Below are 24,829 nucleotides of genomic sequence, written 5' to 3'. Positions count from 1 at the left end.
AGCCAAGGTGGGCGGAGGCGCGAGTCGTGCAACGACTCGCTGCTCGTCCTCCGCTGCTCTTGCGGTGCGTCGTCCGCTACATCAGCCCCCGTTTACGGGGATCGTTTTGGGCGAGGCTTGCGCCGCGTCTGTCTTGGGGAGCGTCACCGTCAATACGCCATTCTTGAAGCTGGCCTGGATCTTCTCTGTGTCGACGCCGTCCGGCATCCGGAATGACCGCTCGAATGCGCCGAAGTGGCGTTCATGCAGGTAGTAGTCTTTTTGCTTCTCTTCCTTTTCTTCCTGCTTCTCGCCTTTGATCGACAGGCCGCCGTTGGCCAGCTTCACCTCGACGTCCTTTTCTTCCATGCCGGGCAGATCGGCCTTGATCTCGTAAGCCGTATCGGTTTCGACAACGTCCACGGCAGGCGCAGACGTCAGAGCCCATTCACGCCGCCAGAATGGCTCGATATCGAGCGCCGCGCGACGAGATGGGAAGAGATGAAATCCGCGGTCGAAATCATCGAACACACGCGCAACCTCTTGCCGAAGGTTGTCAAAAGCGCGCCAGGGTTGCATGGCGCCAGGCTGCTTGGTCGAAGCTTCCGCGCCGGTCTTCACGGCAATTTTGGTATCGGATTCAGCCATGATGCTTTCTCCTATGGGGGGTCTGGGAGAAACCATTCTGGACGCCGACGTGGACAGCATCTTGATGGGCGTCAACCGATCGGCGCCGGCGACGCGTCGCTACATGGTCTGTGGGCACATCGTGTTCGACTGGAGATCACGCAAACGGTCCCGTCGTTGCCCGAGCAGGGTTGGAGAGCGTTTTGGTTACCGCCGTGTTCGCCAAAAACGGCGCCGTTACGTTCCTGACCTTGATCAGAGAAGCCGGATGCCAAGCGTTGTATGGGAATACCCCCGCCGCCTACCATGAAACAGTGGGAGTGCAGATCTAAGGGATACGCGATGATCAAGGTGCTGATAGCGGACGACCACGCCGTCTTTCGTGAGGGATTGGGCCGCATTCTGAGCGATGCCAGCGATATCGAAGTTGTTGGCGAGGCAACTGACGGCGCATCAACCATCGATCTGGTGCGCGGTACACCAGCCGACGTCATCGTGCTGGACTTGTCGATGCCAGGACGCAGCGGCATTGACCTGATCGCCCAGGTTCGCAGGGATGTTCCGCAGCTCAAAGTCTTGGTCTTGACCATGCACGCTGAAGACCAGTACGCGCTACGCGCATTCCGAGCAGGGGCCGTCGGCTATCTGACGAAAGAGGGGGCGGTCAAGGAGCTAGAGAAGGCTATCCGCAAGGCCGCCTCGGGCGGTACATACATGACGCAGGCCGTGGCAGAGCTACTCGTGCACAATCTCGGCGACCCAGACGACAGGCAGCTTCATCAGCGGCTCAGTGACCGCGAGTTCGATATTTTCCTGCGCTTATCGAAAGGCGAGTCGCTGGCGACGATTGCGCACGATCTCTGCATCAGCAAAAAAACTGTCAGCACATATAAAGCGCGCATTCTGGAAAGAATGAACTTGCAGAATGATGTCGCCTTGGTCCGGTACGCGCTCAGCCATGGGTTGGCATGAGCTGGCCGCAGCGAGCAGTGCCGCAATGCCGAACTACATTGCCCTGGGTTGGTCATCGGCTGCTGGCAGCCGTGTTTGCGGAGTTGCGGCTATCGTTTGTGGAATGGTCAGTTCGATCAATGTTCCTGTTTCGGGCGATGAGTCGATGCTTAAGCTCCCTTGTACGAGATAGGCGCGCTCACGCAAGCCAACAAGCCCGAAAGACAGGTCTTTTCTCGGATGCGCAGGGTCGAAGCCGATGCCATCGTCCCGCACGGAAAGCTGGACGGTGGGGGCCTCATAGATCAGCCGCACCTGTACAACCGACGCACCTGCATGGCGTGCCACATTGGCCAGACACTCCTGCAGCACGCGATACACAGTGGATGCGAAGGGCTCGGGTAGCTCAAAGTGCTCGGGCGCAATCGTGAGCTCGCACCGAATACGGTGCCGCCGGTGAAACGAATCAACGAGCCACCTGCACGCAGGTACAAGACCTAGATCGTCGAGCATGGACGGGCGCAAATCGGAAGCGAGCCGCCGTGTCGCGCCGATCATGTCGTCCACAGCTTGCTCCATTGAACTCAAGCGTTCGGCAGCCGGCTTGTTCGTGGCGTCAAGCTTGTGCTCCAACATCTGCATGTCGACCTTAAGCGCTGCCAGCGACTGGGCAAGCTCGTCGTGAAGCTCGCGGGAAATGCGCCGCCGCTCTTCTTCGCCGGCCCGTGAACTGATCGTTGCCAACTCACGCAATTCCTCTCTCGAGCGCTCAAGCGCCTGTTCGGCGCGCTTACGCTCGACGATTTCCTGTCGAAGCTCGCCGTTCGTGACGCTGAGTTGAGCGGTGCGGTCCTTGACGCGCTGTTCGAGATGCTCGTTCGCTTCGTTCAATTGTTGCGTCTTCTCCAACGCGCGTGCGCGCGCTGCGCTCTCGTTATCCAGTGCTTTCACCAGCATGGCGTAGAGCCTGGCATGTTCGATGATCAGCGCGACAAGAACAAAGCTGGAAGCGACAAGGCCGTAGGCACGGCCGGCGTAAAACCCGAGATCGAAACGCCCATGATTGAACATGGCGGACAGCGCGACCTCAAATACCGAGGTGACGGCGACAACCGCACACCATAGATTCAGCAGGGAGTGGCCACGGTGCCGCCATAGAATGGCTGCGGCCAGCACGTTCAGCAGCCAAACAATGCCCACTGTCGTTGACATTGCACCGGTATATCCATGCCCGCGCATGATGTTCGGCAAGAGAGACGGGTGGGTGGCCAGCGCGGTCAGCCCGTATGTCAGAAGCAGTACAACGCAGCCCGCCCATAGAACGGGGGAAACGGCACGCCGCAACCTGATATGCCGTGTTCGCGCGTTTTCCTGCAAAAGGGCATAGGCGATCAGAGAGACGGGAAACCCCCCGTGCCAGAACATGTAAAGCCACGCTGTCGTTTGCGGGCCCGCATTCAGAAGCCCCGATGCTGAGAACAGCCCAGGAAAGCTGAGCATGTGCACCGCCGCGACCGTGGCGGTAAAGAAGTAGCCGGATGACAGGGCCAGCAATCCTGGAGAGCGGAGCAAGGTGAACTGCCCGACCAGCATCGCGGCGGTGACCAGGTCGTTGATGACCACCGCGGATTCATAGACAGGGATAAAGCCCCAGACCTGCGCCAGTTGCCACTGAGCAAACGGCAATACGGCCACAAAGACGACGACGGATGCCAGCATCACTGCCATGACCAGCCGCTGCTGATTCGGTCGCGGCTGGACGGTCGACAGGAAGATGCGGGGATTGCCCCCTTGGTCGCTCAAGATCACTCTCCCATTTGGTACCTGTGCGGGCGGTACGTGGCCGCTGCAATGTGGGGCTGGACGTCATCTCCGACATGGCACCGAACCTTGTCAGGTTTTCCTGACAAGCGGAGCGCTATCGGGCTGATGTGCATTTCATCCCAGGCCGCTTACTCACGTTGACTCGCCTCTGTAGTGTTCAACCTTAGCTTGCAAGCGTGCGTATCAATATGAGGCAGCGCAGATATTCGGTTGGTGAGCCCCAAGCAAGCAGTGAAATCGAGCGCGCGATCGTTGCCTGATCAATCGGTTGATCCACCAGAACCCAGCGGCTGTGAGCGTGTTTCGGCTGCATACACAGGAGTCCATTCTCATGTCGAGCGACATCAAAACAATGCGCCGGGCAAGCTTCTTACGGCTGTCTGCCCGGTATATCGACGGTGCGCGGAAAGACGAAACCTGCGGCGGCGGAATGGCGCACCAGCCAGCAGTACCGCGAAATCGTGCGCGGACTGCGGCGAAGCCGTCAGGCCTCAGGGTGCGGGTGACCACGGCGCAGTGCTGGCGGCGGCGAAGTCGAACGGCGGTGTCTGGGTGAAGCGGGCGCTTCTGCGCACGCACCCGCTCGCATATCCCGGAAGCCTATGCAAACACGTCGATGGGTACAGCCACTGGGCCTGATTAGCGTAAGCAGGTATTGCGTTGTTGAGGTAGGTCAAAGCGCGCCATGTAGCGCCCAATAGGCTAATAGATCAGTTCGCTTTGATGCTGCTTCGCTGTTGAACTTGGTTTTCATTCCGTTTAGATCATGGACACTCGGCGAGTCGAGATTCAATTCCGTCATCTGCCTCCCTCGGATGCCATCAAGGAAGCCGTGAGGCGATTCTCCACCAGACTCAGCGGTCTTCCATGCGGGGTTGAAAGCTGCAGCGTGAGGTTGGCTTCCGAGAGAGCCGAGCCGCTTTGCGGCGGCCCCTATTTCGTCCACGTCGAAGTGCAGATGCAGGGGCGGGAGCTTGCAATAGACCAGGCATCGGATGTGGACGTACATGTCGCGCTTCTCAATGCCCTTCGAGACATGCTTGAAATGATCAGGGCGGCGGGATCGAAACGCGGATGTTTAGCATGACTACCGGCTGCCCGCCGTAGCCTCTTGAGGTGTGCAATGCCGGAAATCGTCACGCTCACGGTCAATCCCGCAATCGATATCGCCACGTCGGTGGAGCGCTTGACGGACACACACAAGATGCGCTGTGCCCCGGCCCGCAGTGACCCCGGAGGCGGCGGAGTCAACGTCGCCCGTGTTGTCCACCGTCTGGGTGGGGATTGCCTGGCCATCTACCTTGCCGGCGGCCCGGTGGCTGAGCGACTGGGACGTCTTTTGTCGGCAGAGGGCTTATCGCTCGTCGCGCTCGGGATCGAAGGGGAGACGCGTGAGAACTTTTCCGTGACGGAACGCTGCAGCCACCGGGAATTCCGGTTCGTGATGCCGGGCCCGACCGTCTCGGAATCAGAGTCGCAGCACTGCCTGGATTACCTGGATGCGCTGCAACCTGCGCCGCGCTACCTCGTTCTAAGCGGAAGCCTGCCGCTTGGGGTGGCCGACGACTTCTACGCGCGGGTCATTGATCAGGCCAAGGTTCATGGCAGCCGTGTCGTGCTGGATGCCTCGGGGCCGGCATTGCGCGCAGCGTTGCCGCATGGGCCATACCTGATCAAGCCAAGCCTGAACGAGCTTCGGCAGCTAACTGGGCGCGCGTTGGAAACAGAAGCGGATTGCATGCAGACTGCGCAAGAGATTGTCCGCAATGGGCACGCGCATGCGGTCGCGCTCACACTGGGCGCAGGCGGGGCCATGCTCGTCACGCAGGAAGAAGTTGTCCGGGCAGGCGCCGTCGCAACGTCATTCCTGAGCACCATTGGGGCGGGTGACAGCTTCGTGGGCGGAATGGTGTGGGCGCTTAACCGGAATGCAGGCATGCGAGAGGCGTTTCGATACGGCATGGCAGCCGCAGCAGCAGCGTTGAGCCATGCCGGTACCGAACTTGGCAGCGCCGCCGAGATCGAGCAGCGCTACGCAGAGGTCTCGTTGTCTTGAGGCGTACCTGCTCAGACGAGATCGACCGCGGTTGAAGCGCCGGTTGGCGCGCAACGGCGGCTCGATGATCCGTTGTTCAGGTAACCAATCTGTCGGACAGGCGGTTGGGGGCGTTATGGAACGCCCCGGGGTGCTACCGGCTCCATTTCACGTGCAGTTCGGTTTCTGCGTTGCCATAGTCAAACGTCAGGTGTCCGTGGAATGCATGGTGGATTGCATGGCCGATGTCGCGCGCCAGATGAAAGCCGGTCGTCAGGATGTCAGTGCCGCTGCTCGTGCTTTCGACGGCCATGATGCGCTCCATCGGATGATCCGCGCGCAGATCTGCCTCGCGGTGACGGGCGAGTGTCAGGATCTCTTCCCGATGGGCCGCCTCAAAGTCTCCCGACAGGTGGATTCGGGCTGCGGGCATCTGGTCGGCGGCACGCTGGCATGCCGAGCAGATCAATGAGTTGGCCCCGGGCGGTGGACTGCGCCACAGCCAGCGGCCCTTGAGATAGACGGCACCGCAAACTGGGCAGCAGCTTGCAGCCGGTGCCTTGTCGGGTTGCCGATACCGGTTGTGGATCGGCTCGACGGCAAATGGGCTCCAGCGTGCCGGCCGCACTCGTTCGGATTGAGAGCGTTGTTTCATGTTGACTCCTATGAGGGCGAGTTCCTCCGGCCTGCTGCAGACCAGAACCTGCAACGCAGTCGCGGTGGACAATTCTCAGAGTACCTTCCGCAGCGCGACGCAATTTGGGCTGAATCAAGTCTGCGTGCAGCGGTACTCATCAAACCAGATTTGAGTGGAGATGCGTCCCGATGGCGCGCATGACGGCCAACATGGCAGGCAGCGTTTTCGGCTGCGTCAGAGTCAGGTGCGCGTTCCATGATGTCGTCATCTTCTGAATGGCGGCGGCCAGGCAGCGGCGTCATGGCAATGCTGGGCTCCAGCCCTCGTCCGGGTCATATGCGCGCATATGCCGTGTGATCTGGGCGGTATGCGGGCCGAGGTTCCTTTGGTACACGACGCCATCCTGGTTGACGATAAACGTCATGACACCCGATGCCCCAAACGTTGCGGGAAATGCGACCAGCGCGAATCCGCCTGTCATCTGTCTGCCGTCGACATAGCTCCGCGCGCCGCCCGGGGCGTGCTCTCCCTGCCGAGTCAGGATCCGGAAGATGTAGCCATGAAAGGGGATGACCTTGCCCGCGCCTGACGCGTCCTGGCGTCGGGCATCGGCGAGCGCGATGAGCGGCCCCAGCGGGCTCTCTTCATCTCCGGCGGAAGGCACCCAAAACAGCCCATCATGCTTGCCTGGTGAACTGCCAAGGCGCTGTGCAAACTCGGCGCGCCCCTCTGCGGTGCGGTGCGAAGTGCCATAAGCCAGTTGCGCTTCGACATACGCCCGGCAGACGCGGATTGCGTGTGCCTCGTGGTGGCCAACGCGTCGATCAATGATCTGTTGTGCGCCGGCTTTCGTGTCAAAGCGCCAGCGTGTGCCCCGCCTTGCCAGCGGGATCGGGTAGGGCCATTCATCTTTGCCCAGGAGGATGACGGCATGGCCCTCAGCGTCTCGTTCGATTCGATGCCCTTCGTCGTATGCGGAGGCCAGCTTGCTGCGGGCGATCTGTTCGCCGATGGGATCGCCCGATTTCACCAGCGTTGCCCCTGCGGGCCCGAACAGGGCGAGCAGGGCATCGGTGTTTCCCGAGCGCCATGCGGATGCCAATGCCTCGGCTGCGGTCTCGGGCGAAGAGAATGCCTGCTGCGTGGGCTTGTCGGCCCAAGATGGAAGCGCGGTCGCGCAGGCAGCCAGCATTACCAGTCGCCCGGCTAGGCGGCGCAGGCCCAGCGTTCTACAGATACTGCGCATCATCGTCTCCTGGGCCCACCGCCCGCTGCGCCATGGGGTGCAAAGCCACCAGAGCGTGGCCCGGAAGGTTGGGGCATGGCGGGCGACATGCGGCTGGCCTGCCCACGCTGGGCTTGTCCGCGCACATCGGTTCCGCGCCCGAACGACTCGAACGAGGGCGGGTAGCCAGGAGACTGGCGCCGGGAGGAGCGTGCACCAGGAGCAGGCGCGGGCCTGGCCGGCGGCGGCCGGATCGTGGGATGTGCAGGAGGAACCGGGGCGGGGCGTATCACGGAGCCCGCTGGCGGGCTCGGGGGCGTCGGGTAGCCACGAAAGCCGCGTCGCGCGTCTGGCGAGATGGCAGTGCCCGGGCCAAACCGCGCCCGCGATGCGCCCGGATATGGCACGCCATGGCGATGCCCCGGGTCATGGGCCCAGACGCCGCTGGGTGGGCGGCGATGGCGGTCGATGTTGCCGAAGCGGCCCCGGTCAATATCGATGTGATGGCTGTGCCAGTTCCAATGGCTCCAGCCCCACAACGGAACGACTACCGAAAAACCCACCCATCCGAACCCGAGCCCGCCGATGATCACCCCGCCCCCGATGTCGGGAAAGATGTATGGCGGGTAAGCGGGATAGGGCCACGGTGCATAGACGAGGTAAGGGTCATAGACCGGAACGTAGACCACGTTCGGGTTGGTGGGCTCGATGACGATGGCGTCATCCTGCGTTGACACGACGGCTTGTGTTGTCGACCCCAAGGTGCCGTTGGCTTGAGCCCGGCTGCGCAAGCGCTGGATCGAGTCCATGACAGCACCCTCGTCAGCCAGAAAGGCGTTGCCCACGCGTTCCGTCCAATCCAGGTTGCTGTTCATCATGTGCAAGAGCCCAGGAAACGGCACCAGAGATTTCACGCTCGGATCCCACGGCAGGGGTGCGAGGGCTTCGGCCAACCGGTCGCCCCCAAGGGCGGCGTTGGCGGGATCACGCACCCAGCGATCAGCCTGCACCACTTCAAGCGGATATGTGGCTGCCATGAGGATCTGCGCGACCAGTGCATCGGGATACAGCGCGATGGGTGCCAGCATTTGATCGAGCTGCACCGCAGTGGCCGGCTGTGGATCGCTTTCCGATACGTCTGGCTGCGGCATTGCCGGGCGGCCAAACAAGAGCAGGAGTGCCAGGGCAATGGCCAGCTGCTTTACCCATTGCACCTTCATTGGCTGCCTCCGCAAGGAATGGCGGCCACACGTCGCGAACCGGGCGGGGCCCCGATTCATATTGGACGATTGGTTTGGATAGCGATTGATGAGCGTCAACGCACGGGCAACATCCGCGCCGGAGTGCGCGATCAGCGGTACGCCTACCGAGGGGCCCGTCGTTTGCGATAGCGCAATCAGCGTGCAGCCGCGCTGTCTAGACTGCAAATACCGCTGCTACATCCGTGGAGTCGATCGCCCATGTCCACACCGCTCACACCTTTCCTTGGTGTACGTGAAGTGGCCAGCCGCCTCACTGGCAGCGCTGGCGATTACGACAGCCTTCTGGAGATGGCCCGCGCAAAGCGCTACGTTCTTCTTGGCGAGGCGACGCACGGAACACGGGAGTTCTACCAGGCACGCGCAGACATGACCCGGCAGTTGATCGTGCAAGGCGGCTTTGACGCAGTCGCCATCGAGGGCGATTGGCCGGATGTGTGGCGCATCAATCGCTATGTTCAGGGCGAGGACACGGACACCGCCGCCGGAGCGCTGGGCGATTTCCAGCGGTTTCCTGAGTGGATGTGGCGCAATCCGGAGATGCTCGACTTCATCACCTGGCTGCATGCGCACAACGCGGCCCTTGCTGCCTCAGAACGTGTTGGCGTCTATGGGTTGGATCTGTACAGCCTGTACAGGTCGGCCGAGGCTGTCATCGAATACCTGCAGAAGACCGACCCGGAACAGGCGGCGGTGGCGCGGATGCACTACGCGGCGCTTGACCACGTGCGTGAACCCATGACTTACGGCTACGAAGCGGCCGCAGGTTTGAGGTTGCCTGCGCAACGTGAGGTGATCGAGCAACTGCGCCGGCTTCGGGCGAGCGAGGCCAGTTTGATCGAACAGGACGGCGTCGCTGCCATCGACTCGCATTTCTTTGCCGAGCAAAACGCGATCGTCGTCGTCAACGCAGAGGCGTACTACCGTGAATCATTCGGGCACCGCGTCAATACGTGGAACCTGCGCGATGCCCACATGGCACAAACGCTGTTTGGTTTGGCTGCGTATCGGCAGCGCCGTGGCGGTGACGGGCGGATCGTGGTGTGGGCGCACAACTCGCATGTGGGCGACGCACGGGCAACGGAATCCGCCAACCGGCGTGAGTGGAACCTTGGGCAACTCGTGCGTGAGCAGGTTGGCGGGGCCGCATTGCTTGTGGGCTTTACTACGTATACGGGCCACGTATGCGCCGCATCCGAGTGGGGCGGCGAGGCCGAGCGGAAATGGGTGCGGCCAGCGCGGCCAGATAGCTGGGAACACCTGTTCCATAGCACTGGGCTCGATCGCTTCTTCCTCCCCCTTGGGGATAGGGCGGCAGAGGTGTTCCATGAGCCAATGCTGGAACGGGCAATCGGTGTGCTGTACCTGCCGAAGACCGAGTACGCGTCGCACTACTTCGATGCCGCCATCGGCGCCCAGTTTGACGCGCTGATCCATCTGGACGAAACCTCCGCCATCGAACCATTGAGTACAGCGCCGCTACCTTGACCGCACGTGTGCGCCAGATTGCATTGCATGTGTCGTTTGGCTAATGCGGTTTTTGCGCGGGCAGCGGCGCCGGAGCGCTGACGGGAGAACCCGCCTCGGATCTAGGCGGCGGCATCGGGGTCACGTTGCCAGACAGGATCATGTCCAGGTCGTGGCGGTTAACCACTTCCTTGTCCAGCAACATGCGCGACAGCGCTTCCAGTTTGGCGCGCTGGCCTTCCAGCGTGGCTGTTACGCGCGCGCTGGCATCGGACAGCACCTTGCGCACTTCCGCATCGATCAACTGAGCGGTGTCTTCGCTATATTCCTTGCGCTCGCGCTGCATCAGGCCTGCACCGGCAAGGAGCGGGTTGGGCGTTTGCTCGTAAGTGGCCAGACCGAGCTGCTCGCTCATGCCGAACTGGGTGATCATCTGGCGCGCCATGTCAGTTGCGCGTTGCAGGTCGTTCTGCGCACCAGTCGATACGTCGTGGTACACGATCTGCTCGGCCACGTAACCGCCCAGCAGCACGTCGAGCCGGTCCAGCAATTCGCTGCGCTTGAGCAGGTAGCGGTCTTCCGTCGGGGTTTGTTGCGTGTAGCCGAGGGCGGCGATACCTCTTGGAATGATGGAAACCTTCGAAACGCGATCTGCCAGCGGGCGGTGCTCGGCCACGATGGCATGACCTGCTTCGTGGTACGCGATCGTCTCCTTTTCCCTGGCGTTCATCACGCGGTTCTTCTTTTCCAGGCCGCCCACGATTCGGTCGAGCGCCTCGTCAAAGTCGACGGTCTGAACGGCGGATTTACCTTCGCGCGCGGCAAGAAGCGCCGCCTCATTCACCAGGTTGGCCAGGTCGGCACCGGCAAAACCCGGCGTTCGCGCGGCGATCTTCCCCAAGTCAACATCGGCCCCAAGCGTGACGTTCCTGGCGTGGACCTTGAGTATCTGCTCTCGACCCTTGAGGTCAGGCCGGTCCAGGGCGACATGGCGGTCGAACCGGCCAGGACGAAGCAGGGCAGGGTCGAGTATTTCGGGCCGGTTCGTCGCGGCCATGATGATGACGCCTTTGTTGCTGTCAAAGCCGTCCATCTCGACCAGAAGCTGGTTCAGCGTCTGCTCGCGCTCTTCATTGCCGCCAACGAGGTTGAACGCACGCGTCTTGCCCAAGGCATCGAGTTCATCAATGAAGATGATGCACGGCGCCATGGATTCGGCCTGACTGAACAAATCCCGCACGCGCGCCGCACCTACGCCGACGAACATCTCAACAAACTCCGACCCGCTCATGCTGAAAAATGGCACCGCTGCTTCACCCGCAACTGCCTTGGCAAGCAGGGTCTTGCCTGTGCCGGGTGCACCCACAAGCAACACACCCTTGGGGATCCTGCCGCCCAGGAGCTGATACCGCAACGGCTCTTTCAGAAAGCTCACGATTTCTGACAGCTCCTCCTTGGCTTCATCGATGCCGGCAACGTCGGCAAAGGTCACGCCGGTTTCCTTTTGCATGTAGACCTTTGCCTTGCTCTTTCCGATTTCCATCAGCCCACCGGCTGCGGCGCCGCCCATGCGCCGGATCAGGAAGTTCCAGACAGCGAAGAACAGGAGGGCAGGCACGATCCACGACAGGAGCGTGCTCAACCATTTGTTGTCCGGCCGACCGACAAAGCGCACCTTGGCCGCCTCAAGTTCCTGAACCAGAGCCGGGTCATTCACGCGAAGGGTCTGGAAAGGATGGTCGCCCTTGCCCGTGCGGCGAATGGCATCGATCTGCTGCTGCGTCAACAACCCCTCGACGCCTTCGGTCGAGAAAGTGCCTGTGATGTCCTGGTCACCAATGGCGACGTCCTTGATCTTGCCCGCATGCAGGAGGACCTTGAAGTCGCTATAGGGGAGGGTGTCGACCTGCTCGGAGATGAACAACGTTTGCAGCGCCAGCATGGTCAGCGCGACGACGACGGCGTACCAGAGCGAGAACCTTTGCTGCCGGGGCTGCATATTCTCTTTCACTTCGTCACCCTCGCATGGTCGTGTGTCAACCAACGTCCGATCGAACCTTGATGTTCGTGCTTGAGCCGGTACGGCGGTTGATGCGGATCAACCACGGGCCAAGTCCCGCCGCTTTTCAGCAGGCAGATCTGCGTAGCGGCTATAGGCGGCGTACGCGCGATGGCGGGAACAGTCTCCAGCAACCGGCCTGGTGACGGAAGAAGACGATGGCAAGTGGGCGGGCGGATGTCGTCAATTCCGCTCGCACGCAGCCGCAATCAACGCCGGGGCAATGCAGGCGCGTGATTCGCAGATGTGGTGTGTCGCTTAAGCCAAACCACTTGGCTACCAGACCGCGCAGCGAGGTGTCGTATTGGGGCATGGTGCGCTCCGGCGTCATGCGGCCTGAGCCGGCGGCTGTGCAGTGCGCCATTCGGCGGAAAGTGCCACCAGCACCAGCTTGAATAGCGTGCGCGCAGCGCGTATGGGGCTTTTCAGGCACGCCTCCACCTGTGCGCTGCGACATTCTCCAAACAGACACCACGAACAGAAATGCTCGCAGTTGTTGGTCAGCAGCCGATAGTTGCGCTCGCCCAGGCGTGAACCGGCTCGGCGGGCGACTTCTTCGCCGTCATAGCAAGGACTGGCGTCGCACTGAACGGTTACCGCAAAGCCGCATGCAAAGCTGCCAATGGAGATGCGCTCGACCGGCCCGCAGCGCTGGCGGTGGCAGAAGCCGGCGTAGTGAATCACCTGCCCGTTGCCGACATAGATGCCGTGGTGTTCGTATCCATCGCGTTCTGCCACGAGGTGCGCGCCAACAGGAAGCACCGCGTCGAAAGCGGCGGAGTCGCGCGAGCCACTCCACTGGGCGATGCATTCGATGTTCTGGCTCATGGCGCGCTCCGTTGTACTGGCTCGTTGTCGGGTTCCGGGGGGCGATTCGACAAGATGCTGCGTTGCCTGTTGGCGTTTCACCAGTATTGGCAGCGTGCTCGCCGTCGTCATGCAGGCTGTGCTGAGAATGCTGTCGGAGCGGCAGGTGTCCATGTCAGGAAAGCCTGACAAGGCAGCCGGCGCTTCAGGAACGATGTGCTGGGTACGAATCCCATGACACCTGCGCGGCGGCCGCTCTGCGCGCCCGTTGATCTGCCGCAAGGCGTTCCGGCACCGCCGTGCCACGATGAATCTGTTAGCCCGAGGATCCCCGGGGGCCAATCATCAGGAGGCAGTCATGAGTCAACTCAAGCGTTATGACCCGTTCGCCATCGAGCCGGTTGGCGACATTTTCCAGGGGCTCCTGCGCTCGTTTCGCGGCGGCATGGATGGCGCGCTGCCGTTCAAGGTGGACGTGACCGAGTCCGACAAGGCATACAACGTTGTCGCAGAAATCCCGGGTGCGAAGAAGGAAGACATCGACGTGACGGTCGATCGCGGCATGGTCATGATCTCGGCCAAGGTGGAACGCCACGCCGAGGAGAAGGAAGGCGAGCGCATCATCCGCAGCGAGCGTTACAGCGGATCGATGCAGCGCATGTTCACGCTGGATGCGGCGGTCGATGAAACCAAGGTCGACGCAACGTACGAGAACGGACTGCTGCGCGTGACGCTGCCCAAGAAGGAAGCGTCCCAACAGCAGCGCGTCACGATTCGCTGAGCGTCAGGGGGCGTGGCATGCGGCTGCAATTTCTTGGCGCCACCGACACGGTGACCGGCTCGAAGTACGTGCTTGAGACCGGCGCACGCCGTGTCATGGTCGATTGCGGGCTGTTCCAAGGCTACAAGTCATTGCGCTTGCGGAACTGGGACAAGCTCGCCGTCAACCCGCACCACATTGATGCGGTCGTGCTCACGCATGCCCATATCGACCACAGCGGCTACCTGCCGCTGCTGGTCCGAAATGGCTTCCATGGCCCGGTCTACTGCACGAAAGGCACGGCGGAACTGTGCAACATCCTGCTGCCTGACAGCGCTCGGCTTGCGCAGGAGGATGCGCACTACGCCAATGCCGAGGGGTTCTCGCGCCATCATCCCGCCTTGCCGCTCTACGATGAAAAGGACGCTGCCAGGGCATTACGCCGTCTGCATCCCGTTGATTATGGCGAGCGCTTTCCCGTTGCTGAGGGCGTTGAAGCGGAGTTCCACCGTGCAGGACACATCATCGGTGCCGCTACGGCGACATTGCTGGCCGAGGGCCGTCGCATCGTCTTTTCTGGCGATCTGGGGCGGCAGGTCGATCCCGTCATGCGGCCACCCGAGCCCATTGCGGAGGCCGATACCTTGCTGGTCGAATCCACCTATGGCGATCGCGTGCATCCGGAGGGTGACCCGCTCGATGCACTCCAGCAGGTTGTGCAGCGGACAATCGGGCAGGGCGGCACGCTGCTGATTCCCGCCTTTGCGGTGGGGCGTACGCAAGAGCTGTTGTACTGCCTCTACACGCTGATCCGCGAACATCGGATTCCGCATGTGCCGATCTACCTCGACAGCCCGATGGCCGAACTGGCGACCGGGGTGTTTGCGCATCATGTGGACGATCTGCATATCGGGGCTGCCGACTGCCAGGCCGCTTGTGCGTTGGCTGTGCCGGTGCAGAGCCCCGAACAGTCGAGGCATTTGGGGAGCGATCGCGCGCCTAAGATCATCCTTGCGGCAAGCGGCATGGCAACGGGCGGCCGTGTGCTGCATCACCTCAAGAGCTTTGGTGGCGGTAAGCGCAACGCCATCCTGATGTCAGGGTTCCAGGCGGCAGGCACACGTGGCGCGGCGCTGTTGGCCGGTCAACGGGCATTGCGGGTGCACGGACGTGAGGTCGCCATCCGGGCCTCGGTTGAGCAGATTCAGAATCTGTCCGCCCATGCGGACGCCAATGAACTGATGGTCTGGTTACGGGGCTTCACGCGGCCGCCACGGCAGACCTTCATCGTGCATGGCGAGCCGGCCGCCAGCGACGCCTTGCGCCAGCGCATCGAGCATGAACTGCAGTGGTCAGTCCGTATGCCGGAGTATCGCCAGTCCTACGATCTGGAGGGGTCATGACCGCGCCGGTCGTTGGTTTGGATCCGCAGCGTGTGCTGATTCCCATGCCGGGCTGCGAAGCCACCACCATGCGCCTTGCCACGCCGCTGAGCGCCGAGTTGGGTCATGCGGCCGTGAGCCACTTCCCTGACGGTGAATCCTATGTGCGGCTCTACACGCCCGTGCAAGGCGCCGAAGTTGCCATTGTCTGCACGCTCGATCATCCTGACGAGAAGCTGTTACCGCTGCTCTGGCTCGCGATTGCCGCACGCCAAGGCGGGGCGCGCCGTGTTGGATTGATTGCGCCGTACCTGGCGTACATGCGTCAGGACGTCATCTTCAAAGCGGGCGAGATTCGCGCAGCAGAACACTTTGCGGCCTTGCTGAATCCGGTATTCGATTGGCTTGTCACGGTGGATCCGCATTTGCACCGCATTTCACATTTATCGAATGTCTATCGCATGTCGACGGTGGCCGTGGAAGCCGCGCCTGCCATTGCCGCATGGATCCAGACTCACGTAGAGGCGCCGTTCCTGATCGGGCCCGACGACGAAAGCAGGCAGTGGGTCGAGCATGTGGCAGGCCTTTGCCAGGCTCCATGGGCAGCGTTGACCAAAACGCGACACAGCGCATGGCACGTGGAAATCGCGGATTTGCCAAACATTCCACCGCGGTGTGTGCCGGTGCTGGTAGACGACATCATCTCGACGGGGCGCACGATGCTCGCCGCGGCAAGCTTGCTACAGCGTGCGGGCAAACCGCAGCCGGTTTGTGTTGGCGTGCACGCTGTGTTTGCCACCGACGCGTACAGCCAGCTTTGCGCGGCAAGCGCAGAGATCGTGACGTGCGACACCATCCCTCACCCCTCGAACGCGATTGCACTCACAGTGCCGTTGGTTGACGCCGTTTCAAGCATGTTCGATTTACCCCTGCCTTCGGGCAAGCAGGTGCTTGTTTGACCAGGGCACTTTCGTATCTGGAGGCCATCATGAAAGAGATCAGGTTCCTGCCTGACGAGCCGACATACTGCGACGCAGGGCCGCGTCTGCAATGCCGCGCGTCGGTCGATGGCAGCTCCGCAAGCTATGCAATCACGGCGGAGGCTCTTGAGGACCACTTTGGCGCCCGCTCCTGCCGGTCGGACGATCTGCTCAGCGCATTCAAAGAGCACCGCGGTGATATCGAAGACGTCGCGCGCATGCTCTTCGAGCAGACTGGTTCCAAGGAGATCACGCTACACAGCGGGCACTTCCGTTTTGCCGGCTGACGCGCATGTCATGAGCACCCTCTCCATGCCCACGGCTGACGCACCCGTCGTGCCGCCGGGGTGCCTCAGGTTCAAGGCGCTTGGCATTGATACGTGGCAAGAGCACGTGATCTACATGCATCCGGACAGCGCGATCTGCCGGTCGGAGGGCTTCGCTGCGCAGGCGCGTGTGGAAGTCCAGATCGGGCAGCGATCGACGATCGCCACGCTGAACCTGGTCGGGTCGGAGCTGCTAGAGAAGCATGAGGTGAGCCTGTCAGCCGCCGCGGTCGATGCGTTGATGGCGCGCCCAGGGGACGAGGTCTGCGTCAGGCATGCGCCGTCGCTCGAGTCGCTGCGCGCCTTGCGGGCCAAGATCTACGGTGGGCATCTGGACGCCAGGCAGTTGCACGAGATCATTGCGGACATCTCGAACGAGCGCTATGCCGATGTCCATATCGCAGCCTTCCTGAGTGCCTGCGCATCGGGCCGCATGACCATCAAGGAAACCATCGACCTCACGCAAGCCATGGTCGATTCGGGCGAGCGCCTGCAGTGGGACCGCGCGGTCGTGGCAGACAAGCACTGCGTAGGCGGTCTGCCCGGCAATCGCACCAGCCCCATCGTCGTTGCCATCTGTGCGGCGGCGGGGCTGCTGCTGCCCAAGACTTCATCGCGTGCGATCACCTCGCCAGCGGGTACCGCCGACATGATGGAAACACTCACCCGCGTCAACTTGACCGCTGCTGAGCTGCGATGCGTAGTGGGGCAGGTTGGGGCATCGCTCGCGTGGGGTGGGGCGTTGAGCCTCAGCCCGGCGGACGACGTCTTGATTCGCGTGGAAAGGGCCCTTGATGTCGACAGCGATGCGCAGCTTGTGGCGTCCATTCTTTCTAAGAAGATCGCAGCCGGGTCCACCCATGTGCTGATCGATGTGCCCGTGGGCCCGACGGCCAAAGTCCGTAGCGTCGAAGATCTCGAACGCCTTGAAATGCTGCTCAAGCGCGTGGCCCATGCATTTGGGGTGCAGGTTCTGGTGGTGCGCACGGATGGCGCGCAACCTGTTGGCCGTGGAATCGGCCCCGCTTTGGAAGCTAGAGACGTTCTGGCCGTACTTGAACGATCCCCTACGGCGCCGTTCGACTTGCGGGAGCGGTCTTTATTGCTTGCCAGCGCATTGCTGGAGTTCTGCGGCGCAGCTGTTGCCGGAACGGGGCTTGAAATAGCAACCGGCTTGCTGGATAGCGGTGCCGCATGGCGGAAGTTCGAGGCGATTTGCGAGGCGCAGGGCGGCTTGCGGATCCCCGGAGAAGCCGTCTTCCGCCGAGACGTCGTTGCCGAACAAAATGGCATGGTCACGAACATCGACAACCGCCACCTTGCCCGCATCGCAAAACTGGCGGGCGCACCGATGCGTCAAGTCGCTGGGGTGGAAATGCATGTGCGACTGCGCGATCAGGTGAGTGTTGGGCAGCCGCTGTTTACGATTCACGCACAAGCGTCGGGCGAGCTGGAGTATTCGTCTGCATATGCGTTGTCGCATGCTGTGGTGGGTCTGTCTTCAACCGCAGTGGGCTGACATCAAGCCGTCCTGACGGATGCCTCAGGACCCAACAAAAGGGGACTTGCCGCATCGTCAGTTTCTGTTTCGGGACGTGTAACAACGCTCGTGCGAACCGCTTGCCTGCCAGACTTTCGCTGGCGATTTGGATGTCTGGTGCCGACAAATAAAAGGCACATTGCGTTACAATCTTGAAATGCCACGTGCGACCGCAAGCATCTCGCTTCGGGCAATGCTGTTGTTGACCATTGTGTTGATGCAGCTGCTAAGCCCGCTTCTGCACGGCCATCTCGGAACACCGAAACAATTTGGCCTGCACGTGCACACCGCGGTTCCTGCCGCAGTTGATTCTCATTTCCAATCCGTAGCGTTTGCCCACCGTCCTCTCATTGAGGAATCGGCCTTGGCCGGTCGTCATGACTTGACATTGACGAGCCAGGAACCCTTCGAGGTGGATGTCGAGCCTGCCATTGGCCCTGCAGATCTGGGTGCATTTCTTTGGGCAGCGGCGGCGCCAGGGGTATCCGCGCTGACGTTCCTCCTGCTTGCGGCGCTTGCTCTCGCCGCAGTGTTGCGTCCCGCCTATCGCCCAACGCCCGTTCGAGCGCGCTGGCGCGATCGCATCAATCGGCCACCTCCTGCACAGGCCCCTCCACTGCAGTTCTGATCCGTACCCGGTTGACGGCCGGCGAGCGGGTTGCTCCGCAACTTGTTGACTTGCAACAAGCCCCTCGTGTCTGCAATGGCGATGATGAATGAGTCAGAAGTGTTGTCTTCTGACTCATGGCGCACGCCTGACGCTACGCGGTGTTAGCAACTCCACTTCCCTTCGGCCATCCACCGTAAGAGTTTGTCGTTCGCGTCGCATGGAAATGCTGGGCGACGGTTGGTCTTTAGGTCGCCCGCGTATGCGCGGCAATCAGAGGCAGCGTCCGTGGCGTTGCCTCCGAGGATTGGAGTCAGGCATGTCTTTCAAACGAATCGTCGCGGCCAGTGCGTGTATTGCGCTGATCGCGTTTCCCCTTGAGCAGGCCGCTGCCCAAGCAGGCGCCCAGGTGGTGCCGCTATCGGCTGAGCAGGCGCGCTCCCTGGGCGTGCGTTTCAGCCCGGTCGCCGCTTCTTCAGGGTTGGAGGTCGGCACGCACGCGCGTGTGGTCTTCAAGCCGGATGCGCAATATGTGGTGGCCGCCCCATACGCGGGCATGGTTCCCCGGGTGTTGGTGTCGATTGGGCAAACCGTTCGGGCGGGCCAACCGCTGGCGGGTTTTCTGAGTCCGCAGCTCTTCGAAACCAGTCGCGCACTGACGGAAGCCAACTCGCAGGCGCGGCTCGCGCAGCAGTCGCTCGCTCGCGACAAGGCGCTGTACGACGACGGCATCATCGCAGCAAGCCGCTGGCAGGCAACGCAGGCGCGGGCCGCTGAGGCCGGTGCCATGGTGAAGGCGCGCAAGGCAGAGTTGGCCTCCGCAGGCATTGCATTCAGCGGCGCGGGCGGTGAGGCGCAATTGGTTGCCAGCCGTGGCGGTGTGGTTTCCGAAGTCAACGCCGTCCCGGGGGCGCGAGTAGAAGCTGCGGCACCGCTTTTCAGGATTGTTGACCCAGCGGCTCTGGAACTGGACATGCTCGTTGGCCGCGACATACCGGTGCCGGCCACAGGCGACCGCATCGAGATTGCACAACGCGGCGCGGGCGGCGCCGTCATTGGTGTTGCGCCTTCCGGTGATGGCACAGCGGGTGTGCGTGTGCGCGCGTCGCTGGAGCGACGTGGGGACCTGCGTGCCGGGGAGAGCGTCAATGTCACGCTCAAGCTGCGCAGCGCGGCCAATGCAAACGCTCCGGGCCTGCTGCGGGTGCCTGTGGCCGCGTTGGTCTACGTGCGGGGCGTGCCAGGTGTATTCGTCGCAACCGATAAGGGTTTCCGCTTCCAGGATGTCGCAGTCGCCAGTACAGACGACGCCATCGCCGTCGTCCGTGCCAACCTGCCAGCAGGTACACGCGTGGCGGTGACAGGTGTCGGTGCGCTCAAGGGCTTGCTGGCGGGAGAACAGTGATGTTGCCCCGCCTGATTGAGTTCTCTTTGCGCCAGCGCGTGCTGGTGCTGATCGCGGCTGGCGTGCTCGCTGTGGCCGGCGTGTGGGCGTATCTGAACCTGCCGATCGATGCGTTTCCCGATATCTCGCCGACGCAGGTCAAGGTCGTGTTGAAGGTGCCGGGCATGACCCCGGAGGAGGTCGAACAGCGGGTCTCGACGCCCATCGAGCAGGAGCTGCTCGGCCTGCCGCACAAGACGATCGTGCGCTCCGTGTCCAAATACGGCATCAGCGACGTGACCGTCGATTTTGAAGAGGGAGTAGACGTCTACTGGGCGCGCCAGCAGGTATCGGAGCGCTTGGCCGGCTTGGCGCGTGATCTGCCGTCGACCGCCGTGGGCGGCCTGGCGCCCATCACCACGCCGTTGGGCGAGATGTTCATGTTCACGGTGGAGGGCGATGGCTATTCCCTGGCCGAGCGGCGGCGCGTGCTGGACTGGGTGATCCGGCCAGCGCTGCGCACCGTGGCAGGCGTGGCTGACGTCAACGCCCTGGGCGGCGAGGTGCGCAGCTACGAGGTGACGCCTGACCCCGCCCGGTTGCGCGCACGTACCGTCACCCTTGAGCAATTGCGTCAGGCGCTGGACGCCAATAATCGCAACGACGGGGCAGGGCGGCTGGACCGCGGAGACGAGCACTGGGTCGTGCGCGTGGAAGGTGGCATACGCGGGCTGGACGATTTGCGTGCGATTGTCGTGGTGCCGGCGCAGAGCCTGACTTCCGCCCCTGCGGTCACGGTTGGCGATGTTGCGACCGTGCGGCTGGGCGAAGCCACCCGCAACGGCGCTGTCAGCAAAGACGGCAACGGTGAAGCGGTTGAAGGGCTGGTGCTGGGCCTGCGCGGCAGCGATGCCCGCAAGCTGGTCGAGGCGGTGCAGGCGCGGCTGGATGCGCTAGGGCCCCAGTTGCCGAAGGGCATGTCGACCCACGTCTTCTACAACCGCGGCGAGCTAGTAACCCGTGCGGCCAATACCGTGGTTCGCGCCCTGATTGAGGCCAGCGTGCTGGTCGTCATCACGTTGTATCTGTTCCTGGGTGGGGTGCGGTCGGCCCTGGTCGTGGCGGCCACACTACCGCTGTCGATGCTGGCGACCTTCCTTCTGATGCGCTATGTGGGCCTGACGGCCAACCTGATGAGCCTGGGCGGCCTTGCTATTGCACTGGGCATGCTTGTGGACGCCGCCGTCGTCGTGGTCGAGAACATCGAGACGGCCATGGCGCGTGCACAAGACCACAAGACCGATCCTGCGCTGCGCGGTGCGGTCATCCGCCATGCAGTGGCAACGGTAGCGGTACCGATGCTGTCGGGCGTTTCGATTATTGCCATCGTGTTCCTGCCGCTGCTGTCATTGCAAGGTCTGGAGGGCAAGCTCTTCGGGCCGGTGGCGCTCACCATCGTGCTAGCGCTGGCCTCGTCCGTGGTCATTGCCTTTACGGTGGTTCCGGCGCTCGCTTCTTTGCTCTTGCTTGCGCATGCAGATGAGCCGCCCTGGTTGATGCGAAAGGTCGCGAACGGTTTTGCGCGAACCCAGGCCTGGACGACAACGCATCGCCGCACGGTCTTCGGCCTGGCGGGGGCGGCATTGGCGCTGGCCGTGGTGTTGTACATGTCGGTCGGCAAGACATTCATGCCGACGATGGACGAGGGCGATCTGATCGTGCAATTGCAGAAAGCGCCGTCCGTTTCGCTCACGGCGTCGCTGGACATGGACCAACGCGTGCAGCAGGCGCTGCTCAAGGAGGTGCCGGAAATACGCTCGATCGTTGCGCGCTCAGGCTCCGATGATCTCGGCCTTGACCCGATGGGTCTGAACGAAACCGATACCTTCCTGGTGCTCAAGCCCAAGGATCAGTGGCGCGGCAGCAAGGAAGACATCGCGATTGCGATCCGGCGCGTAATGGAGCGCTTCCCAGGCGTGATCTACGGCTTCACGCAGCCCATTGAGATGCGTGTCTCGGAGATGCTGACCGGCACACGTGGCGACATTGCCATCAAGCTCTTTGGTAGCGATCTTGCTGCCATCGATGCAGCCGCGCAGGCCATTGCTGCCAAGGTCCGCACCATCCCGGGCGCGGCAGAGGTGATCGCGCCCAGCAACAGCGGCGTGCAGTATCTGAAAGTCTCGCTGAACCGCGCTGCGGTCGGTCAGGCCGGCTTCTCCGGCGACGCCCTCCAGGCGCAACTGCGCGCCCTGATCGAGGGCGACCGGATTGGCGTGGTGCCTGAGGGCATTGTCCGCACGCCGTTGATCCTGCGTGGCGGAGCAGGCTTGCGACAGGCGCCCGAAAACCTGACCAACCTCCTGGTAACGGCACCCGACGGCAAAGTCTGGCCGCTCACCTCTCTGGCACGTATCGAACGCGTGGATGGGCCCGTGCGCATCAACCACGAAGATGGTGCCCGGTTTGCCGTGATCCAGGCCAATGTCGATGGTCGGGACCTAGCAGGTTTCGTGCAGGAAGCCCAGGCAGCAGTCAGCGGTATTGGCACGTTGCCAAAAGGATTGCGGGTGGTGTGGGGCGGCCAGTTCGAGAACCAGCAACGCGCTGCAGCGCGTCTTGCGTTGGTTGTCCCATTGGCCCTGTGCGCAATCTTTCTCTTGCTGATGTTGACGTTCCGCTCGGTGCGGCAGGCAGTGCTGGTGGTCGCCAACATTCCGTTCGCGCTCGTCGGCGGCATTGCGGCGCTGCGGATATCGGGCGAGTACCTCTCGGTGCCGGCCTCCGTTGGCTTTATCGCGCTGCTCGGGATCGCGGTGCTCAACGGCGTGGTTCTGGTTTCGCACTTCAACACGCTGCTGGAGTCAGGCTTGAGCATGACGGAAGCCGTGCGCGATGGCGTGCGCGACCGCCTGCGGCCCGTCCTGATGACGGCCTGCATTACCGCACTGGGGATGATTCCACTACTGCTGGCCAGCGGGCCGGGGTCAGAGATTCAGCGGCCGCTGGCGATCGTGGTATCGGGCGGGCTGATTTCTTCGACCGCGCTGACGCTGCTTCTTCTGCCCCTGCTGTTTGAACGTTTTGGGTTGCCTCGGCCGCGTGCGGCCGCTGGGCAGGGAGATTCGCAATGAGGTTGGATCTGTTTCGCATCGTATTGGCGGGAGCGAGCACGATGCTGCTTTGCAGCACCGCCGCGCAAGCGCAAATCTCGCCGGCCTATCTGCCGGCGGAGAGCGCAGTGCGCGAAGCCGTCGCGCAGTCGCCCGACGTGCTGACTGCAGAGGCCCGCCGCGACGCCGTACTGGCTCGGGCTGATGGCATTCGCGCCGGCACTGCGGAAACCGTCGTGCGCGCAATTGGCCAAGGGCGCCAGGTGCGCGATCCCTCCGAGCGCCATGCCGAAGGGCAGATTGCGGTGGAGCGTCCATTGCGGCTTTGGGGCAAAGCGCAAGCCGATGGGCAACTGGCCGATGCCGCCGCCGAGGCTGGGCAGTTGGCCGTCAAGGATGCGCGCCACGAGGCATCGCGCCAGATTCTGGCCCTCTGGTTTGGCGCCGTGCGTGCAGGGCAGGCGCGCCAGGCAGCGCAGGAAAATGCCAAAGCGGCTGCCGACCTGGCGGCGCTGACTGCCCGAAGGGTGCAACTGGGCGATGCCTCACGCCTGGATGCCGAACTGGCCGCCGCCGATCGGGCGCGCACGGAAGCGGCGCTGGCAACAGCCGTCGCAGCGGAACAGACGGCGCAGGCGGAGCTGCAAGCCCGATTTCCGGGGTTGGGGCGCCCCTTGTTTAGCGCCGATACCGTGGTGCCCGCATTGCCGCAAGATCCACCAGATCGATTGCGCACCCAGTACATTCAAGACAGCCACGAATACCGTCTCGCCATGGCAGAAGAGGTTCAGGCACAGCAAATGGCCAAGCGCGCAGATCTGGAGCGTCGGCCTGACCCGACCGTCGGCATGTTCGTTACGGTGGAGCGCGGCGGTGCGGAACGCATCATGGGCGTGAGCGTTGCCATGCCGATCGGTTCGGTGCATCGTCGCTCTGCGGCGTTGGCGGCGGCTGCCGATGCGGAAGCGGCTGCTCGGCGAAGATTGGGCTCTGAGCGTCGGCTGGGTGCCGAATTCGACGTGCTCTATGGCAACTTGCAAGGCAAACGGGCGAGCGCGCAAGCGCAGATGGAAGCGGTTACGCTGCAGAAAAGCGCATCCGACAGGGCAACGCGTTCATATCGCGCAGGTGAGTCGGGCTTGACGGAACTACTGGCAACGCGCCGTAGTCTGGCCGAGGCCCTGCTGGCCGAGCGGCTCGCCCGCGTTGATCTGCTGGAGGCAGACAGCCGCCTCAAGCTCGATCTGCACCGGATGTGGGACTTTGACGATTGACCTGCTCCAGCCTTACCCCTCACTCAACACATTCTGGATAACGCTATGCAATCCGAACAGAAATACTCCCTCACCATGCGCTCGCTCCATTGGCTCGTGGTTCTGGCGGTGTTGATCGCCGTCGTGGCCATCGAAATCATGGATTTCTTCCCGAAAGGCAGCGCTGAGCGTGCCGCTTTATTCATCGTTCACCAGACAGCGGGGCTCTCCGTGTTCGCCCTGATGGTGTTGCGTCTGCTGGCCCGGGTGGGCACACAGGCACCGCCTCCCGTGCCGGGCTCACCGCTGGTGCAGCTTGTCGCGCGACTCACGCACGGCGCGCTCTATGTCCTGATGGTCGGCATGCCCGTTTTGGGCTTGCTGGCACTGGCTTTGGCAGGCAAGCCGATTCAACCATTCGGACTGGATCTGACGCTGGCATTGGCGCAGGACAAGTCGTTGGCCCACTTGGCCAAGGAAATTCATGAGTCGGGCGCCACGGTCGTCTATATCGTGGTCGGGCTGCATGCCGCCGCGGCGCTCTGGCACGAGTTCATCCTGAAGGATCGCCTGCTGCGCCGCATGATCTAGCGCACATGACAACGGCGCCGACA

General features: G+C 62.6%; 21 protein-coding genes. 14 read left to right on the top strand and 7 right to left on the bottom strand.

The genetic code is table 11. The features are described 5' to 3' along the window. Positions 1–81: 81 nt before the first annotated feature. Positions 82–627 (bottom strand): Hsp20/alpha crystallin family protein, encoded by a 546-nt coding sequence (locus tag ACCD03_RS08880; protein WP_413411340.1) that lies wholly within the window; start codon positions 625–627, stop codon positions 82–84. A gap of 321 nt (positions 628–948) precedes the next feature. Between ACCD03_RS08880 and ACCD03_RS08875 the strand changes: the two genes are divergently transcribed. After that, on the top strand, positions 949–1,578 hold the full coding sequence (locus tag ACCD03_RS08875) for a response regulator (RefSeq protein ID WP_413411339.1): 630 nt from the start codon (positions 949–951) through the stop codon (positions 1,576–1,578). 33 nt (positions 1,579–1,611) lie between these two features. Here the strand turns inward: ACCD03_RS08875 and ACCD03_RS08870 are convergent, their stop codons facing one another. After that, complete coding sequence (locus tag ACCD03_RS08870) at positions 1,612–3,360, bottom strand: MASE4 domain-containing protein (protein WP_413411338.1); 1,749 nt, start codon at positions 3,358–3,360, stop codon at positions 1,612–1,614. 787 nt (positions 3,361–4,147) lie between these two features. Between ACCD03_RS08870 and ACCD03_RS08865 the strand changes: the two genes are divergently transcribed. After that, the gene (locus tag ACCD03_RS08865; protein WP_413411337.1) at positions 4,148–4,468 is read left to right on the top strand and encodes an HPF/RaiA family ribosome-associated protein; all 321 of its coding nucleotides are present in this window, start codon (positions 4,148–4,150) and stop codon (positions 4,466–4,468) included. Positions 4,469–4,504: 36 nt separating this feature from the next. Beyond that, positions 4,505–5,437: a 1-phosphofructokinase family hexose kinase gene (locus ACCD03_RS08860; RefSeq protein ID WP_325652791.1), complete on the top strand. Its 933-nt coding sequence runs from the start codon at positions 4,505–4,507 to the stop codon at positions 5,435–5,437. Positions 5,438–5,570: 133 nt separating this feature from the next. Here ACCD03_RS08860 and ACCD03_RS08855 read toward each other — a convergent pair whose 3' ends face one another. The 3 genes from ACCD03_RS08855 to ACCD03_RS08845 form a co-directional block, all read right to left on the bottom strand. After that, positions 5,571–6,071 carry a BCAM0308 family protein gene (locus ACCD03_RS08855; RefSeq protein WP_045203911.1) on the bottom strand — a complete coding sequence of 167 codons (501 nt, stop codon included), beginning with the start codon at positions 6,069–6,071 and terminating at the stop codon, positions 5,571–5,573. A gap of 280 nt (positions 6,072–6,351) precedes the next feature. Beyond that, positions 6,352–7,302 carry a DUF2950 domain-containing protein gene (locus ACCD03_RS08850; RefSeq protein ID WP_413411336.1) on the bottom strand — a complete coding sequence of 317 codons (951 nt, stop codon included), beginning with the start codon at positions 7,300–7,302 and terminating at the stop codon, positions 6,352–6,354. Next, positions 7,299–8,498, bottom strand: coding sequence for a DUF3300 domain-containing protein (locus ACCD03_RS08845; protein WP_413411335.1), 1,200 nt, complete (start codon positions 8,496–8,498; stop codon positions 7,299–7,301). The genes ACCD03_RS08850 and ACCD03_RS08845 overlap by 4 nt, the downstream gene beginning before the upstream one ends. Before the next feature lie 240 nt (positions 8,499–8,738). On the opposite strand from ACCD03_RS08845, the gene ACCD03_RS08840 reads away from it, so the two are divergent. Continuing rightward, a complete protein-coding gene (locus ACCD03_RS08840; RefSeq protein ID WP_413411334.1) occupies positions 8,739–10,025 on the top strand; it encodes an erythromycin esterase family protein in 1,287 nt (428 codons plus the stop codon). A 40-nt stretch (positions 10,026–10,065) separates the two neighbouring features. On the opposite strand, the gene ftsH is transcribed toward ACCD03_RS08840, so the two are convergent. Both ftsH and ACCD03_RS08830 read right to left on the bottom strand, forming a co-directional pair. Continuing rightward, entirely contained in the window at positions 10,066–12,003 is a 1,938-nt protein-coding gene (gene ftsH / locus ACCD03_RS08835) for an ATP-dependent zinc metalloprotease FtsH (RefSeq protein WP_325652795.1), read from the bottom strand. Between the two features lie 387 nt (positions 12,004–12,390). After that, entirely contained in the window at positions 12,391–12,891 is a 501-nt protein-coding gene (locus tag ACCD03_RS08830; RefSeq protein ID WP_316676061.1) for a lecithin retinol acyltransferase family protein, read from the bottom strand. A gap of 337 nt (positions 12,892–13,228) precedes the next feature. On the opposite strand from ACCD03_RS08830, the gene ACCD03_RS08825 reads away from it, so the two are divergent. The 10 genes from ACCD03_RS08825 (at position 13,229) to ACCD03_RS08780 (ending at position 24,806) form a co-directional block, all read left to right on the top strand. Further along, a complete protein-coding gene (locus ACCD03_RS08825) occupies positions 13,229–13,651 on the top strand; it encodes an Hsp20/alpha crystallin family protein (RefSeq protein WP_413411333.1) in 423 nt (140 codons plus the stop codon). A 17-nt stretch (positions 13,652–13,668) separates the two neighbouring features. Then, on the top strand, positions 13,669–15,033 hold the full coding sequence (locus tag ACCD03_RS08820; RefSeq protein ID WP_413411332.1) for an MBL fold metallo-hydrolase RNA specificity domain-containing protein: 1,365 nt from the start codon (positions 13,669–13,671) through the stop codon (positions 15,031–15,033). Then, positions 15,030–15,971, top strand: coding sequence for a ribose-phosphate pyrophosphokinase (locus ACCD03_RS08815; protein ID WP_413411331.1), 942 nt, complete (start codon positions 15,030–15,032; stop codon positions 15,969–15,971). The genes ACCD03_RS08820 and ACCD03_RS08815 overlap by 4 nt, the downstream gene beginning before the upstream one ends. 29 nt (positions 15,972–16,000) lie before the next feature. Beyond that, positions 16,001–16,279 carry a DUF1488 domain-containing protein gene (locus ACCD03_RS08810; RefSeq protein ID WP_045203905.1) on the top strand — a complete coding sequence of 93 codons (279 nt, stop codon included), beginning with the start codon at positions 16,001–16,003 and terminating at the stop codon, positions 16,277–16,279. A gap of 10 nt (positions 16,280–16,289) precedes the next feature. Beyond that, positions 16,290–17,837 carry a thymidine phosphorylase family protein gene (locus ACCD03_RS08805; RefSeq protein WP_325652804.1) on the top strand — a complete coding sequence of 516 codons (1,548 nt, stop codon included), beginning with the start codon at positions 16,290–16,292 and terminating at the stop codon, positions 17,835–17,837. A 214-nt stretch (positions 17,838–18,051) separates the two neighbouring features. Continuing rightward, a complete protein-coding gene (locus ACCD03_RS08800; protein ID WP_325652806.1) occupies positions 18,052–18,486 on the top strand; it encodes a hypothetical protein in 435 nt (144 codons plus the stop codon). Positions 18,487–18,784: 298 nt separating this feature from the next. Then, positions 18,785–19,870: an efflux RND transporter periplasmic adaptor subunit gene (locus ACCD03_RS08795; protein ID WP_413411330.1), complete on the top strand. Its 1,086-nt coding sequence runs from the start codon at positions 18,785–18,787 to the stop codon at positions 19,868–19,870. Then, on the top strand, positions 19,870–22,983 hold the full coding sequence (locus ACCD03_RS08790; protein WP_045203902.1) for an efflux RND transporter permease subunit: 3,114 nt from the start codon (positions 19,870–19,872) through the stop codon (positions 22,981–22,983). Before ACCD03_RS08795 ends, ACCD03_RS08790 begins: the two co-directional genes overlap by 1 nt. Further along, positions 22,980–24,236: a TolC family protein gene (locus tag ACCD03_RS08785; protein WP_413411329.1), complete on the top strand. Its 1,257-nt coding sequence runs from the start codon at positions 22,980–22,982 to the stop codon at positions 24,234–24,236. Before ACCD03_RS08790 ends, ACCD03_RS08785 begins: the two co-directional genes overlap by 4 nt. A gap of 45 nt (positions 24,237–24,281) precedes the next feature. Next, a complete protein-coding gene (locus ACCD03_RS08780) occupies positions 24,282–24,806 on the top strand; it encodes a cytochrome b (RefSeq protein WP_045203900.1) in 525 nt (174 codons plus the stop codon). Positions 24,807–24,829 lie beyond the last annotated feature (23 nt).

Source organism: Ralstonia sp. Ralssp135, assembly GCF_047304345.1.
GTDB lineage: Bacteria > Pseudomonadota > Gammaproteobacteria > Burkholderiales > Burkholderiaceae > Ralstonia > Ralstonia chuxiongensis.
Note: the sequence above shows the minus strand (reverse complement) of the source record. Positions and strands in the feature narration are given on the sequence as shown.